Below are 15,110 nucleotides of genomic sequence, written 5' to 3' on the forward strand. Positions count from 1 at the left end.
TCCTTAATGCTAATGAAGGTTATAACGCAAAAGGAAAACAATGAAGCAATTCGTCTTGAGCGATACATTTTGTTTTAGACAATTTAAAGCCATCTAAATTCAGAAAAAATAACTTTGCAATGACTAGTAAAGAATTTAAAGAGTCAGGAATGAATTGTAAGCCAGCAAAGTTATTCTGTTATAAATCCATGTTTTATCATTGATACTCAAGAAATTGTCTTCTTGATTCATCATCATCAAGGTACTCAAAAGAAAGAAGCCGAATTTTGGTAAATTTATAAAACCACTCACAATCGTTTCGTTGAATAATTTCGCCTGGTTTGAAACATATCCCGGATGCCACCCGTATAATCGCATATTTACCATTACTAAACCTGACCCGGTGAATACAGAAAAGTTGACCGGCCTGCCCGTGACAGCTGTTTGACAGGATATGTCCTTCAATAAAAACAGTTTTTTTAGATTTCATTATCATACCCTCGACAACTGCAGTACAGGAGAAATGTTGTCATTTCCCGACATCACTGACGTTAAGTGGCAGAAGCTGATCAGCCGCCGATACACCAGCATTCTGAAGGTCTGAAGAGCAGTCCGCAGGCAGGGCACTCAAGAACCGCATCTTTTCTTAGTTTACCTGCTTTCTGATCGGCTCTGTGTGCGCATGCCGGGCAGGCAACATGAACCGGTCTTTCTTTAAAATACCTGAGCCCATTTGTATAAGACATAAATAATTCTCTGAGGAATACAGTAATTATTATACGCTTTAATATAAAAATAACTGGCATAAGTTATGTTAAGTTGTGTCTGAATCAGTATATCAGATATTGAAAATTGAACGTCTGATTTATGATACACTACCCTTCCGTGAGAAATTTAAGATGAAATCAGAAGACACCCTTGACTGGTATCCGGCACAACTACCGCCTGTGAAAATTATTCTTGGCGAAGCCGTGCTGGCTGTGGGTAAACAGGGCCGACCGATTAATACCCGCACCTTGCTGGAATACCTTCAGGTCATGCAGGACAAACAAAAAAGGCGGGATGACAAAATCGCCATGCAGACTGCGATTGATGTTCTCAGGGATAATCAGCGCATTAACGGCAGACGTTAATGCACCTCCGGGCTCAGTGTCAGTTCTGAATGATCTCAACCGTATGGTTTTGTCCATCATCCTTCAGCGGTATTCTGTCATCAGGGAGGAGAACACCATCCAGTGTCACGCAATATTCTGCATCGCCGCGTGAAACACTAATCTGATAATGGCTTTCACCATATTGATATGCCATAGAAAAAGACGACCACTCATCCGGTAACCGGGCATGAACACTAAACTCAGTGCCGGAACGTTTTATCCCCAGTAATTCCTCGGTAAGTAAACGCCAGGCCCAGCCTGCGGAACCGGTATACCAGCTCCACCCTGCACGTCCGGTATGGGGAGCGACGCTGTAGACATCAGCACTCATGACATAAGGCTCAGCTTTATAAATCCCGACAGAGTCCGCATTCAGGGTATGATTTATAGGGTTGAGCATTGACCAGAGTTGCCAGGCTCGTCCGGCATTCCCCATTCGGGCAAAGGCCATCACTGCCCAGATGGCGCCATGCGTATACTGCCCTCCGTTTTCCCGCACGCCTGGCAGGTACCCCTGTATGTAGCCCGGATTTGGACCGTGTCCGTCGAAAGGAGGCGTTAACAGTTTGATCAGCCCTCCTTCGTTATCCACAAGGTGCTTATCCAGCGCCTGCATGGCCTTTGCGCACCGTCCCGGGCTCGCGGCGCCGGACAATACAGACCAGCTCTGCGCAATCGCATCAATCCGGCAGTCCTGTGAGGTTTTCGATCCCAGGGGAGTACCATCGTCAAAATACCCGCGCCGGTACCATTCCCCATCCCAGGCGTGGGCTTCGAGATTACTTTGCAGGCGCAGAGCCTGTGAACGGCACATCGCGGCGACGCTTTCATCCAGCCTGCGCTCCGCCAGCGCTGCAAACCGCTGCAAAATGTCGTACAGGAAGAAGCCCAGCCAGACGCTTTCACCTTTGCCTTCGATACCCACCCGGTTCATCCCGTCATTCCAGTCACCAGCACCCATCAGCGGCAGGCCATGCTCCCCGAAGCGAAGTCCATAGTGAATAGCTTTGACGCAGTGTAACCAGAGTGTCTCTTCGGTGCCGCTGATGACCGGCGTGTCATAGACAGACTCTTCACCAGGCTGAAGCGAGCGTCCCTCCAGATAAGGAATGCGTATTTCCAGTGCATCCATATCCCCCGTCGTTTCAACATAGTGGCAAACAGCAAGCGGCAGCCAAAGATAGTCATCGGAACAGCGGGTACGCACACCGTTGCCGTGGGGCGGGTGCCACCAGTGCTGCACATCCCCCTCGATAAACTGCCGTGATGCGCAGAGTATTATCTGTTCACGCATCCGGTCCGGAGCAGCGTGGCTCAGAGCCAGCGTATCCTGCAGCTGATCGCGAAAACCAAATGCACCGCCAGACTGATAGTAGCCACTCCGGGCCATAAGACGGCAGGCGACCGTCTGATACAACAGCCAGCCATTAACCAGTAAATTTACGGACGTGTCGGGGGTGTTAACTACGATTTTATCGAGAACATTGTGCCAGTGATTATGAATCCGGTTCAGCTCCTGGCGGACCGTATCCTCGTTCATGTAGCGGGCCAGCATCTCCTGAGCACAAACATCATTCTCCTCTGCGCCGAGGATAAAAATAAACGTCCTCTGGTCCCCGTCAATTAATGTAACCGCCGATTGCACCGCTCCGCAGGGATCCAGACCGGCCCCCGTCTTACCAGAAAGCTTTTGCAGTTTCATGGCCGAAGGGGCGTGAAGGGAACCATTACGGCCAATAAACTCCCGGCGGTCCCCTGTCAGAGAACAGTCATTACCGCTGACGGCAAAAAATGCAGTTCGGCCGCCACCATTATCACCATAAAAGTTATTCGCAAGCACCCCGCAGCCGCCGGGCGTTCTGGCCACATGTGTCACAATGTGAGGGGCTGAGCGCGTTCGTGTTTCTCCGAGCGTCCACTCTACATAGCCTGTGACGGAAAGTTGACGTGTCCGTCCCGAAGAGTTGCTGAGCGTCAGGAGCACCAGTTTAACCGGATCTTCTTCAGCAACCAGGACCGTCAACTCGCTGTCTATACCACTCTCACGATGGGCAAAAACGCTGTAGCCAAAACCATGGCGGGTCAGGTAATCACCGTGTCCGCGAACAGGTAAAGCCGTCGGCGACCAGCACTCCCCGCTCTCTTCATCGCGCAGGTAAAATGCCTCGCCGCTGCGATCGCTCACCGGATCGTTCTCCCACGGCGTCAACCGGTATTCATGGGCATTCTCATACCAGGTATAGGCCTGCCCTGCCTCTGAGATCACACATCCAAAACGAGAATTTGCCAGTATGTTCGACCAGGGAGCCGGTGTAAGCGTATTTTCCCGAAGGACGATCTGGTACTCCCGCCCATCCTGAGAAAATCCACCGTACCCATTGAAATGGCATAACTGACTGGTATCAGGGCTCCAGTCCGTATGTTGATTACGCTCGCGCACAGCACGCGGAATGAATGCCCTTGCCGGCGATTTCAGGGTATGAATACGCTGGTTAAGCTGCTCATTAATCCCCCCTGCGCGGTCATCAAGATAAAGACAGGCCACGCTCATCAAAAGCAACTTATCCTCAGCGGAGAGATGCTCACCGTTCCGGACAAAAAGCCCGCCCTTTTTATCCAGCAGACTGGCTTCAGACCCGGCATAAATTAACTCCATAATCTGATTTTGTAATCCCTGCTGGTAGCCGCCGGGGCTGTTATTCAGGATGACCAAATCAACATCCAGCCCTTTCTGTCTCCAGTAACGGTGTGCCTGAATCAGTGTGGTCACTGAGGTGATACTTTCCTCGCTGGTTATACTCAGCAGCACTATCGGCAGATCCCCTGAAATTGCCCAGCCCCACAGTCCGGACTGGCCACGCCGGTTGCGGCCGATCGCCTGGCCTTCGGCGCGCAGCTCCTGGACAGGGTAAAGCACAGCGCTGGCGAGACTATTGAACAACGTGGCATCATCTTCACTGGCGTTCATCTGGCGCAATACCACCAGACTGTGAGACCAGGCCAGTTCAAAGACGCGATCGGCGATAGGGTAATCGCGATATTTCTCCAGCAACGCCAGGCTCTGCTGACGGGTCTCGCTGATGCCATAAATGATATCAATCGTAACCGGCTGCCCCGGCTGCAGAATGATGGCGTTGCGAATTGCCAGTATCGGATCCAGCACCGAGCCCGACGTGTTGCCTAGCATCCCTCCCGTCTCTATTGCCTGTGCATTCGCAGGGTTTCTGCCACGTCCAATAAACCTTGCCCTGTCCGTTTCAAACGACACGTTATGTCGGTTATCGCCGTGCACCACCATCATGTGAAACAGGCAAGAGCCCGGTTCATCCGGTGAGCGCGGGCGCCGGTGGCAAAGAATAGCGTCACGCTCAGGAGCCAGCTCAGTCTGAATAAACAAATTGCTGAATGCCGGGTGTGCCAGATCGCTGGCATCAGGTGCCAGTACCACTTCAGCATAGGTTGTCAGCTCCAGAGAGCGAGGCTTGCGACCACGATGAATCAGTGTGAGCCGTCGCAATTCAACATCATCCTCCGGAGAGATCACCACCTGAGTTTTGACGCTGAGTCCCCCTAAGCTGCGTCTGAATTCTGCCCCCGCATCGGTGAACAACACTTCCTCGTCTTGTCCGCTGGTGTAGCCTGTTGGTTGCCAGGTATTGCTCCACACATCTCCCGTCTGGGTATCGCGGATGTAGCAGAATGCTCCCCAGTTATCACGGGTGGTATCACTGCGCCAGCGCGTTAGTGCAATATCATTCCAGCGACTGTAACCACCGCCGCCCGCGGTCAACATCAGATGATAATGTCCGTTGGACAGCAGTTGAATATCCGGGGAGGGGGTATCCACGCTATAGAAAATACGGGGTTCATAGCGAACGGGTTTGACCCTGCCCTCATGAGATTCAAAATGACGGCGCGGACTATACAGATCGACCGCATCCGGCACACGCTCCTGTAACAGCAGACTCGCTGACCGGAATACCGTGCTGGACATAAAGCGTTCAGTCATGGGGGCGTCAAGCAGCACATGAGCCAGCGCCTGAAATGCCATACCCTGGTGATGCGCCATCCAGGACTGTACCACCGCATAGAGCTGACCGGTTGCAAGACGTGAGGGGGTATAGTCCAGCGCTTCATAAAAACCGTATTCTCCGCGTGCACCATTTTTTTGCAGCCTGAACAGGTTCTCACAGGCTCTCTGTGGGGAAACCATCAGCGCCAGCAGCGTGGCGTAAGGAGCAACAACCATGTCATCGGCAAGTCCCCTGCGCAGACCGAGCCCCGGTACGCCAAATGCCTGATACTGATAATTATGCTGAACATCAAAAGCATGATAGCCAGACTCTGAAACACCCCATGGTACCCCGCGTTCTTTCCCCCAGTGAATCTGGCGCATAACCGCCGACTGACTCATTTCATCGAGCAGGCTGCCGGGCCAGGTGGGCATCACCAGATTCGGCATCAGATATTCAAACATGGATCCGCTCCATGACATCAGGGCAGTTTCATTATCAATCGTGGTAAACAATCGACCCAGCGCGTACCAGCTTTTAAGAGGCAGCTGATTAGTCGCAATGGCAAGAAAACTGGTCAGGCGGATTTCAGACGGCAGGAGATCGTAGTGGCTCTTGTCAGGCATATTGGTGTCACAGTTATAACCGACGCTGAGCAGACTGGTTGCTTCACTGTACAGAAAGGCGAAATCCATCCGGGCATGCTCATCCAGCCGCTGTTCCAGCTCGGTGATAATATTGAGTCGCATTCGGGCCTGCTCCGCCACTGACGCCGGAGGCGTTCCTGTACCGGTTAATGTCGGACGGGCAAGCTCACTCAGCGTCGGCAGCGTCTGTTCATTCCAGGATGCAGGCAACCAGCCAAGCAACAGAGACCACTCATGGCAAAGCTGAACCAGTTGATGCTCCAGATGTCCAGCCCAGCGCATCTGAAGAGGAGATCCCTGATGACATGCGCTGGTCAGATGGTTGCACTGGGTGCGCATGCTTTTCAGTTCGCTGAAAAGCGCCTGCGGAGAGAGCGACACCGCGTTCAGGCAATGCTTGCGCAGCAGTCTCAGGCTGTCAGGTGGGTTCTTACCCCACTGTTTTTCCAGAATATCCAGCGTATCGTTCAGTCCTGCCAGTATCTGTTGGTTGCTTAAAACAGGCTGATGACGCATGGCGGACAGGCCTGCACGCAGGGTCAATAAATGCCCGGCCATGTTGCCGCTGTCGACGCTGGAGATATAGCGTGGACTGAGGGGGACCAGCGTACGGGTGTCATACCAGTTGTAGAGATGGCCCCGGTAGTGCTCCATTTTATCCATCGTGTCGAGCGTGAGCGACACGCGCCGGAGCACCTCTCCGCCAGGCAGGTAGCCAAAGTCCCATGCCGTCAGGTTAGCCATAAGTGAAAGACCAATATTGGTAGGAGAAGTTCGGTGTGCCACCGTCGGTTGTGGTATTTCCTGATAATTATCAGGCGGAAGCCAGTTCTCTTTTGCTGTGGCAAATGTTTCAAAAAAAGCCCAGATTTCACGGCTTGTCTGGCGTAACAGCTGTTTTTGTTCCTGATTAGGCGAAAAAACCTTACGCACGGGCTGGCGACTCAGCCAGCTCATCAGCAGCGGTGCCACACACCATACCAAACCGATCGGTAACGCAATCCCCAGCAGCTGTGGGGCAAATTGTCCGGTCAGTATTGTCAGCGCCACGCCACCGGCAACGTTCAGCCACATCGCCTGATAAAAACGTGCAACAGTGGGTCTGGCCTGACTGCTGTCCTGGCTGTGGCTGACCCACTGGCTGAGGTGACGCCTGCTTATCCCCAGTCGCCATAGCGTCACGGCGATCGCTTTCAGCGAATATCCGGCTTCGTGCGGCAGTATCGCAAAATTAAGGCTGATACCTGACAGACGCTTTAGCGCGCCCGCCCCCACCAGTAACAGATGCGGCTTCACGCGGCGACGTAGAGGTTTATGCAGAAGGTCGTGGCTAATGCAGAGGATGGCTGGCAACAGCCATATCAGCAACAGTATGCCCAGCCAGTAAACCGGATTGGGTACCCAAAGCAGAGCGAAGAACAGCAATATCAGTAAGGAGGGGGCGACCAGACTGCGACGTAGATTATCGAGTAATTTCCAGTAAGAAAGCGCGGTCAGCGGATTCCTGACCCGGGTTCCATCGGCTTTTCTGACGCGTGGTTTTAGCCAGTTAAGCAGTTGCCAGTCACCCCGGATCCAGCGTGAACGTCGTGCAACATCCGACAGATAATTATTAGGGTACTGTTCGTACAGTAACACCTCGCTCAGCAGACCCGAACGTGCATAGCATCCTTCAAGCAGATCGTGGCTGAGTACCAGATTTTCCGGGCAGATGTTGGTAGTGGCCTGCATAAAAATATCAACATCGTAAATCCCTTTGCCCACAAACGAGCCTTCCCCAAAGAGATCCTGATAAATATCCGAAGACATCATCGAATAAGGGTTATTGCCCGGTACGCTGCTGCGCAGGGCTGCGTAACGCCCCTGACCGTTACGTGGTATCTCCTCCGCAAGACCGGGCTGTAAAATACCGAATCCTTTGACAACCCTCTGGCGTACCGGATCATACTCAGGCGTATTCAGCGGATGCGCCATCGTCGCGACGAGTTTGTGTGCCGTATCGCGCGGGAGCACCGTATCGCTGTCCAGGGTAATGACGTATTTTATGTGACCCGGTAAAAGGTGGGCAGGCATCTCTGCAACGCTGACGAATTGCGTTCCGGGATGGCGCAACCAGCTGTTCAGTAACGCCAGTTTTCCCCGCTTGCGTTCATAGCCCATCCACGCTCCTTCCGAGGGGTTCCATTCAGGCTGGCGATGTAACAGATAAAAACGTGGTCGGCCGGAGGGGTAGCGGCGATTAAGCGCCTGCGTATCGGCGATAGCCTGTCTTAGCAGCGTGTGACTTTCCGGCGAGGGTTCATTTTCAGAATCAGCAAAATCAGTGAGCAGCGCGAACCTGAGATTTTCGTTTTCATTCCCCAACCAGCAGACTTCAAGACTGGTGAGGAGCTGGCTGAAACTTTCGTGGCTGGTCAACATGCAGGGAATGACTAACATGGTGGCACTGTCAGCGGGAATACCGGCTGAAAAATCCATCCCCGGCAAGGGGCGAGGAACGCGAAAACGGGTGGCTGTATCACTGAGCAAATCGCTCATTAACTGAGTTAATGCGATAATCAGAGGTAATATCACCGCGATCAATAGCCAGTCTGCGCCCTGCATGGCGGTTGCGCGCAATATTGCTGCGGTCGCAGCGGTTGTCAGCAACGCCAGGCTTCCAAGCCATGACAGCAGGGTTATTCTGTTGAAACTGTGCCGCAAGCGTATGAGCCCTGAGGCGTCTGCCAGGAGATGAATATCCAGCGCCTGTCGACCTTCGCCCGCAAGATAATAACCAACATGATGTTCCGGTGTCTCGGACGCTTTTTCCTCTGAAAACGCCAGCACCTTCTCAGCAACCTCAGGCTCGCTGAGACCACTGTCTCTGGCCAGAACCTCAACTACGTGCCGGTAATGATCCCGGGTATTGAAGTGCATCCGGGGATAGATGCCGGCAGGATCATTGCGTAATACCTGTTCGACAACGCTTATGGTTTCGGCGAAATCAGCCCAGTCCGTTTCACTCAATAAACGCAGGCCCGCGATGCTGTTACTGACGGACAGCTGGCTGGCGGCAAGCTGCTGATTGAAACTATGTATGAGAACGTCAGTGGTGATCCCCTGTTCCCGAAGGCACTGATCAACCCAGGTCAGAGGTAACGACAGCGCGTTGCCATGTCCCTGCAGGCGCCGCACCAGCTCTGCGACAAACGCACTGGTTAACGGAGGTCGGGAGCGCGCCATATCGGCAACCACCATGATTAAATCACCAGGCGCACTCTCTGCGCATTCGACAATCCTTGTTATCCACGTATCAGCAAGGTTTCTGTCCTGCTGCGCTTTTATCACTTCCATACTGATACGACGAAGATTTTCAATCAGCGCAAGGCGCAGCATTCCCGGTAACGCCCAGATTTCACCTAGTGTCAGCGGTGTCACCTGTTGATAGGCAGTGAGATAGCTGGTCAGGCTTGCGGCATCCCAGCGGCCATCGCCGTGAGCAATGGCCTCTGATGCAATATGATAAATTCGTGGGCAATTCAGCGGCGATACCAGCGACGGAAGACCTTTGCCAAAGCTTTTCGGCAGATGCTGGCGGACAGTGCGGATTTGTTCCTCAATCAGATAATAATTGTCCAGCAACCATTCACCGGCGGGCATGATACTGGTCTTTTTACCGGCGTTAAGCTCATAGCAGTTTTGGGTAATGACGGCTTCATTGTCACCAAGTCGTTTCAGAAGATAATAAGGGTGCTTATCCGGTGATACTTTATGAGTCCGCGCCAGCTTCTGGCCGTAGCGTTCCATCTGGACGGTCGAAAAGAGTTCTGACCGCGGCGAGCTTTCACCGGCAGGATCGTTCGCCGAAAACGTTACGTTTTCGGCAGCATTCATCGGAATACGGGAGCGGTTAAACCACGCTCTTGGGTTCATTTTCATAGCATTGCTCTGATGCGACGTTAGCGCGCAGGAGCAGTTGCGAAATCAGTTCAGAAACGTTCTCTCAGGATGTGCGTCAGGCATCAGGGATTTAACAGCTGCCGGAATCTAACATAAGTATAGGACATGAGCTCTGTTCTGCGGTTTTGGTCGAGCTAGCATCGGGAGATAAACAGAGCCTTACATCCGGGGCAAAGCATGGTCTGGTTGAGCCGGATTTTTGACAACGGTTGTACTGATTTTAAGCCACAAACAGGACAGGCAGCAGTGGCAGTAGACGCACTGCTGAAGAGTTTCATTGCATAATTGATAACAGACATAACCATTAACCTTTCAATGAATGAACTTCACCGTATCACATGTGGTTAAGTTTTGATCTGTTTATTTTGTCACGCTGAAAATCAGGAAAGATAAATGTTTGCAGCCACAGGCCCCCTGAGACCGTTGATCCGGCAAAATTCTATGCGGCTTCCTGGGATGAGTAATTCTGATTCGCGAAAGTTAACGGCTGAAATGTGAAGCAGAACGTCTTTTCGGCCATCAGATGGGATGATGAGGCCTTTACCACTAAGAATGTCAAAGCTTTTGACAATTCCTGTCATTTTATGGGACAAGTCAATTCCTTACTGAAAACACGTAAAGACTATACATTGAAAATGGCATTCAGCCATTTTTATTTTTCCTACAGGACCTCTGGACGGCTAAAAGATAATTTGCTTATATCGATTCCATGTGCCTTAATGAATCCCATCAGTTCGATGTACGAATGAAATTTTGAAGCTTTCCGGGCAGTTCTCATTACCAGGCGCTATCGTTGATATCTCCTCTTTTGAGTCCATACGTTTAATCTTATACGTTTGCTATTAATGCTATTAATGCTATTAATGCTATTAATGCTATTAATGCTANTGTTTAATGGGAGTCAGTATGTCCACAAGAATTAAAGGTTTGGTAAAATGGTTTAACGAAGATAAAGGTTTTGGTTTTATTTCACCTCTTGACGGAAGCAAAGATGTCTTCGTCCATTTCTCCGCACTCCATGGTGAGAATTTCAATACCTTATTTGAAGGACAGAAAGTTGAGTTCGCCATGCAGAGTGGTGAAAAAGGGCCTGCTGCTACAAACGTAATACTTTGCGATAAATGAATATATGTGGGTCTGCGACAACGATGAAGGATTATTCCTGAGTAGACAGATCCATAACTTAAATCAGATGAAAGTCGTTTATTCTTAATATCTAATCAGCCTATTTTTCAAAATTATGAGTATGCTAACCGATGTGATGAAGTGCAGTACTACTGCATAAAAAGTCTAAAAGCTCAAGCTAACCGCAAGTTAAATAAGAAGTGCGTAATGGCTTTGAACTTAATGGCATCTGCCAGTTAATATCTACGAGAGAACAGGGTAATAGAATATGATTAAAGTCCTTGTTTTCTTTAATGCTGAATCCTGTAAAGTCATAACCGTTCTGGAGGGTATATCCTCTATCAGGCAGGAATATCCAAACGGTGAAGAAACACATCTTCAGATTATGTCTGCAGGTTTTCCTTCCTTAACTGGCGATCATGGTATTGTTTACGTGGCTACTGACAGGGAGTTAACGTCACAGGAGATACTTGATGCGGCCAGGAAATATTTATAGCATTTTTGTCATGCTCTCTGATCCACGTTTAATTGCACGCTTACCCTATTTATCAGAATCGAACAAAAAATGAGTTAAAAACTTTTATGGCCTGCTAACAGCAGGCTTTTTTTACATTACACTTTTTTAGAAACACCTCTATAAAGAGAGAGTAATTCGCTACCCTCTGACAAAATGCAGGTGTCTCTCCCCTGCGTCCATCTTGCCATTTGTGAAAAACCTTACTAAGTGGCGGCGCTAATTCACTAAATGTCTCTCCTGATTTAAAGCTCATCAGGTATGACTGAAACAACAAGTTATGAGTGTATAAAAGGCTCTTTAGATGACTCCTGGCATCATAGTTTTTAGTACCCGCAAAAATGCAGGGACATTTCGTAGGAGTTGGGATTTTTTTCTTGCACATTCCTCTTAATTTTGTCTTGCGATAAGAGATTTATATCAGTAGTCTAAACCTCGTTAATAACAATATGTACCAATCGGATTAAAATGCTCATTAATAAAAATCGGGTTGATGAGCAACCGTCGACATTGGTATTTACTGAACAACGAAAAAATGTTAAAAGGTCTCTTTATGTCAGATGCTCTTACACAGTTAAATAATATCCGTACCTTACGTTCCCAGATTCGTGAAATGTCATTAGATGTACTGGAAGATGTTCTGGAAAAGTTTAAAATTATTCTTATAGAACGACGAGAAGAAGAGACATTACGTCATTGCAAATGAAAGTCAGCGCCGCGATAAACTGGAAACACTTCGTCAGATGATGTTTGATTAGGGTATCGACCCATCCGAACTTATGGCTGCTATTGGCTCTCCGGGTAAGGTTAAAAAGACGCGCTCCCCTCGCCCCGCGAAGTATCGATATACTGACGAAACTGGAGAGTCAAAAACATGGTCAGGTCAGGGGCGAATGCCGAAGCGGATCTCAAAGCTGATTGCTGAAGGTGGGGAATTAAAAGATTTTGAAATCAGTTAAAAAGAGCCGGGTTATACCCGGTTCTTTTTTATAGGCCGCAAGTTGCCTTAGAGAATAGTCGAGAAACATTTATTTCCGTCGATGTAGCCGAGGAGCTGTTTAAAATCACAGTGCTGCTTAAGGGACAAACCGGTTATCTTGCAGATCGTTACAGCGAGCGAAATGAGAGCCATCAGGAGCTTTCATTCCGAGTCAATCAGGACAAAAAATAACGTATGTTCTTCGTGAATCCATACTGCATGAGCTTAACAACGTCTACTATTGGTACGGAGCGGACCGACCAGCTTGTTGTCAGGTCCGCTTTGAGCGAACTGCGGACCTTTACACTCATGATCACCGCTTATGTATGCATTACGAACATAGCACTGTAGTAATCATCGGTAGCTCCGGTACACTCGCTCTGTACTAAAATGCTTATCTAATAGATGATTTAAGAAATCGTCACAAGATCAAGATGGATTTATCAACATGACTAGAACAGAAAGACTTCTCGAACTACTACAGATATTAAGGGCACAAAGATATCCGATCACTGCATCCACCCTCTCAGAAAGACTGGGAATAAGTGTGCGATCCCTTTACAGAGATATAAAAACGCTGCAGTATCAAGGAGTAAGCATTGAAGGTGGTGCTGGAATTGGTTACATCGTTAAGTCTGACTTTCATTTGCCACCCTTAAACCTTTCTCATGAAGAAATCAATGCCATTACACTTGGGTTAAATTGGGTATCTCATAATACTGACCGTGATTTCAAAATTACCGCAAAGAGTGCACTTGCCAAAATACACGCCGTCATTCCTGATGAATTAAAAAACCTTATTGAGAGTCAATCCTATCTGATCGGTCCTTCAGAAAATAATGAGATATATTTTGAAGGTGTTCGCAATGCTATTAAAAAGCGCATGAGAATAAAACTAAAGTATTGTGATAAGAAGGATTGTTACTCTTCTCGAATCATATGGCCAATCGGATTGGTATACATGGAGTCATGCTGGCTTTTGGTTGCATGGTGTGAAATGAGAAATGATTTTCGTCATTTTAGAACGGACAGAATTCAAGATATTGTGCAACTGGATTCTACATATAGTGAAAGCAGAGAAGTTTTATTGAAAAAATGGAGGCTTAAAGAAGGGATCTGCGAGGAGAAAGAGTACTGACAAAAACTGTCACAGCTAATTTGTATACTAACCCAGCTGAAAGACTCAATTCTACTTCATAGGGGGGGTTATGAATTTCAAGAATAAAGTTGCTGTCATAACAGGAAGCACTACAGGTATAGGTGAGGTAGTCGCAGACCAATTACATAAGCATGGATCTAAGGTCGTTATTGTATCCCGTTCGTCAGAACAGGCTAAACAAAAAGCGAAACAATTATCTTCACAGGGACAACAAGCCGTGGGGATCGGATGTGATGTGTCACAGCCGGAACAAGTACGGCACATGATAGATGATGTTATCAAACATTTCGGCAGACTTGATTATGCAGTAAATAATGCAGGCTTAACAGGTGAACATGGTATAAATATAACTGAGCAGACAATTGAAAACTGGGATAAGGTTATTGCAACTTCATTGAGCGGTGTTTTTTACTGCCTAAAATATGAAATACCTCAGATGATGAAATCTGGTGGCTCTATAGTTAATTTATCTGCAGTAAATGGACTGGTTGGCATTCCTGGGTTAGCACCTTACACCGTGGCTAAACATGGCATAATCGGTTTAACCCAAACCGCAGCGCTGGAGTTTGCATGTGAAGGCATTCGAATCAATGCAGTAGCTCCGGGCTATGTCCAAACCCCACGAATGAGTGAGTTCCCAGAAAATATCGTACGTAGTTTCGCAAATAGCCACCCTATGAAAAGGATGGCAAAAATGCAAGAAGTAGCAGACTTCATACTGTTTTTACTGTCAGATAATTCAGCATTCTGTACCGGAGGAGTTTATCCAATCGATGGCGGTTATTTAGCTGAGTAAAATTTCCCTAAAGCCCTTTTAAACTTTAAGAATTGCCTCGCCAAAGTCGTAGGCTAGCTGGGGTGTATAGTTAACGCTTCCATTATCAGGCCTGTGATGAAAATATTTCAAGTATGGGTTAATATTGGGATTGATGATCGGCACTCCATTTGTTCATATATCATGCCATTAACAACGTCCTCTTCTGGCACTCATGGGACGTCCAGGGCCCGGGAGTACTCCCCTGGACGCATGGTCCAGATTGATCATTATGATTTTTTATGGTTTTGTGAAGATAAGAATAACGAGAGCCAAAAAGGCTAAAATTGAAGAGGAGCACTACCATGAGCAATCCAGAAATAAAAAATAAGGGCCATGAACCTCCGGATGGTCTTCCTCGTTATCGTCTCCTGACAGGTAAGGATGACGCTAAATTTTGTCATCGGGTTTCAGAAGCACTGGCGCTTGGTTATCAACTGTATGGCTCCCCCGCCGCAACGTTTAATGGGCAGGATGTGATTGTTGCGCAGGCTATCATATGGCCTGAGGTACAGCAGAATCAGGCTTCGTAGGAATGAGTGGGCTCGCAGCGTCCGGAATCCGCCCGGTGCTGTAAATCACCGCAAGGTCTGTCATAAGGTAATTGCATCACGCATCGCGACACCTTTTTTCTTTACGCAGGCCTTCTCTTTCACTGTTTGTCAGAACTGTGGACCGCAGTAATCTCCACCCCGTGCTTTAATCAATGAGAGTGATGTCGGGTGCAAATTAAACGTAAGCGTACAGCATGAACCGTCTGGTCATAATCTGAAGCATCCGACAA

11 protein-coding genes and 2 pseudogenes are annotated in these 15,110 nt (G+C 48.7%); 8 read left to right on the forward strand and 5 right to left on the reverse strand.

What is annotated here, in order from left to right; genetic code table 11:
- Positions 1-196 precede the first annotated feature (196 nt).
- Both AS136_RS28910 and AS136_RS29440 read right to left on the reverse strand, forming a co-directional pair.
- Complete coding sequence (locus AS136_RS28910) at positions 197-469, reverse strand: hypothetical protein (RefSeq protein ID WP_171842335.1); 273 nt, start codon at positions 467-469, stop codon at positions 197-199.
- Positions 470-548: 79 nt separating this feature from the next.
- The gene (locus tag AS136_RS29440; RefSeq protein WP_071885096.1) at positions 549-785 is read right to left on the reverse strand and encodes a YnfU family zinc-binding protein; all 237 of its coding nucleotides are present in this window, start codon (positions 783-785) and stop codon (positions 549-551) included.
- Between the two features lie 93 nt (positions 786-878).
- Here AS136_RS29440 and AS136_RS25150 point away from each other — a divergent pair, with 93 nt between their 5' ends.
- Complete coding sequence (locus AS136_RS25150; protein ID WP_004132711.1) at positions 879-1,112, forward strand: hypothetical protein; 234 nt, start codon at positions 879-881, stop codon at positions 1,110-1,112.
- 19 nt (positions 1,113-1,131) lie between these two features.
- On the opposite strand, the gene AS136_RS25155 is transcribed toward AS136_RS25150, so the two are convergent.
- The 3 genes from AS136_RS25155 to cspF all read right to left on the reverse strand — a co-directional run bounded on the left by AS136_RS25155 (position 1,132) and on the right by cspF (position 10,328).
- Positions 1,132-9,714, reverse strand: coding sequence for a GH36-type glycosyl hydrolase domain-containing protein (locus AS136_RS25155; protein ID WP_063267101.1), 8,583 nt, complete (start codon positions 9,712-9,714; stop codon positions 1,132-1,134).
- A 155-nt stretch (positions 9,715-9,869) separates the two neighbouring features.
- Positions 9,870-10,040, reverse strand: coding sequence for a YnfU family zinc-binding protein (locus tag AS136_RS29175; RefSeq protein WP_306463583.1), 171 nt, complete (start codon positions 10,038-10,040; stop codon positions 9,870-9,872).
- 75 nt (positions 10,041-10,115) lie between these two features.
- Complete coding sequence (gene cspF, locus AS136_RS27675; RefSeq protein ID WP_071822061.1) at positions 10,116-10,328, reverse strand: cold shock-like protein CspF; 213 nt, start codon at positions 10,326-10,328, stop codon at positions 10,116-10,118.
- A gap of 313 nt (positions 10,329-10,641) precedes the next feature.
- On the opposite strand from cspF, the gene AS136_RS25160 reads away from it, so the two are divergent.
- From AS136_RS25160 to AS136_RS25180, 7 genes and pseudogenes are all read left to right on the forward strand, one after another.
- The gene (locus tag AS136_RS25160; RefSeq protein ID WP_023279058.1) at positions 10,642-10,860 is read left to right on the forward strand and encodes a cold shock domain-containing protein; all 219 of its coding nucleotides are present in this window, start codon (positions 10,642-10,644) and stop codon (positions 10,858-10,860) included.
- Positions 10,861-11,128: 268 nt separating this feature from the next.
- A complete protein-coding gene (locus AS136_RS25165) occupies positions 11,129-11,356 on the forward strand; it encodes a hypothetical protein (protein ID WP_040107967.1) in 228 nt (75 codons plus the stop codon).
- Positions 11,357-11,927: 571 nt separating this feature from the next.
- Positions 11,928-12,333: pseudogene (locus tag AS136_RS27680) on the forward strand (H-NS family histone-like protein).
- A 77-nt stretch (positions 12,334-12,410) separates the two neighbouring features.
- Positions 12,411-12,545: pseudogene (locus AS136_RS27685) on the forward strand (arsenical resistance protein ArsH); the annotation flags it as partial.
- Between the two features lie 256 nt (positions 12,546-12,801).
- Positions 12,802-13,491, forward strand: a complete 690-nt coding sequence (locus AS136_RS25170; protein ID WP_055323494.1) for a helix-turn-helix transcriptional regulator — start codon at positions 12,802-12,804, stop codon at positions 13,489-13,491.
- 70 nt (positions 13,492-13,561) lie between these two features.
- Positions 13,562-14,308, forward strand: a complete 747-nt coding sequence (locus tag AS136_RS25175; protein WP_055323493.1) for an SDR family NAD(P)-dependent oxidoreductase — start codon at positions 13,562-13,564, stop codon at positions 14,306-14,308.
- Positions 14,309-14,631: 323 nt separating this feature from the next.
- Positions 14,632-14,859 carry a DUF1737 domain-containing protein gene (locus AS136_RS25180; protein ID WP_012542191.1) on the forward strand — a complete coding sequence of 76 codons (228 nt, stop codon included), beginning with the start codon at positions 14,632-14,634 and terminating at the stop codon, positions 14,857-14,859.
- The last annotated feature ends 251 nt before the right edge of the window (positions 14,860-15,110 follow it).

This window comes from Klebsiella sp. D5A, from assembly GCF_001620885.1.
Classification (GTDB): Bacteria; Pseudomonadota; Gammaproteobacteria; order Enterobacterales; family Enterobacteriaceae; genus Klebsiella; species Klebsiella variicola.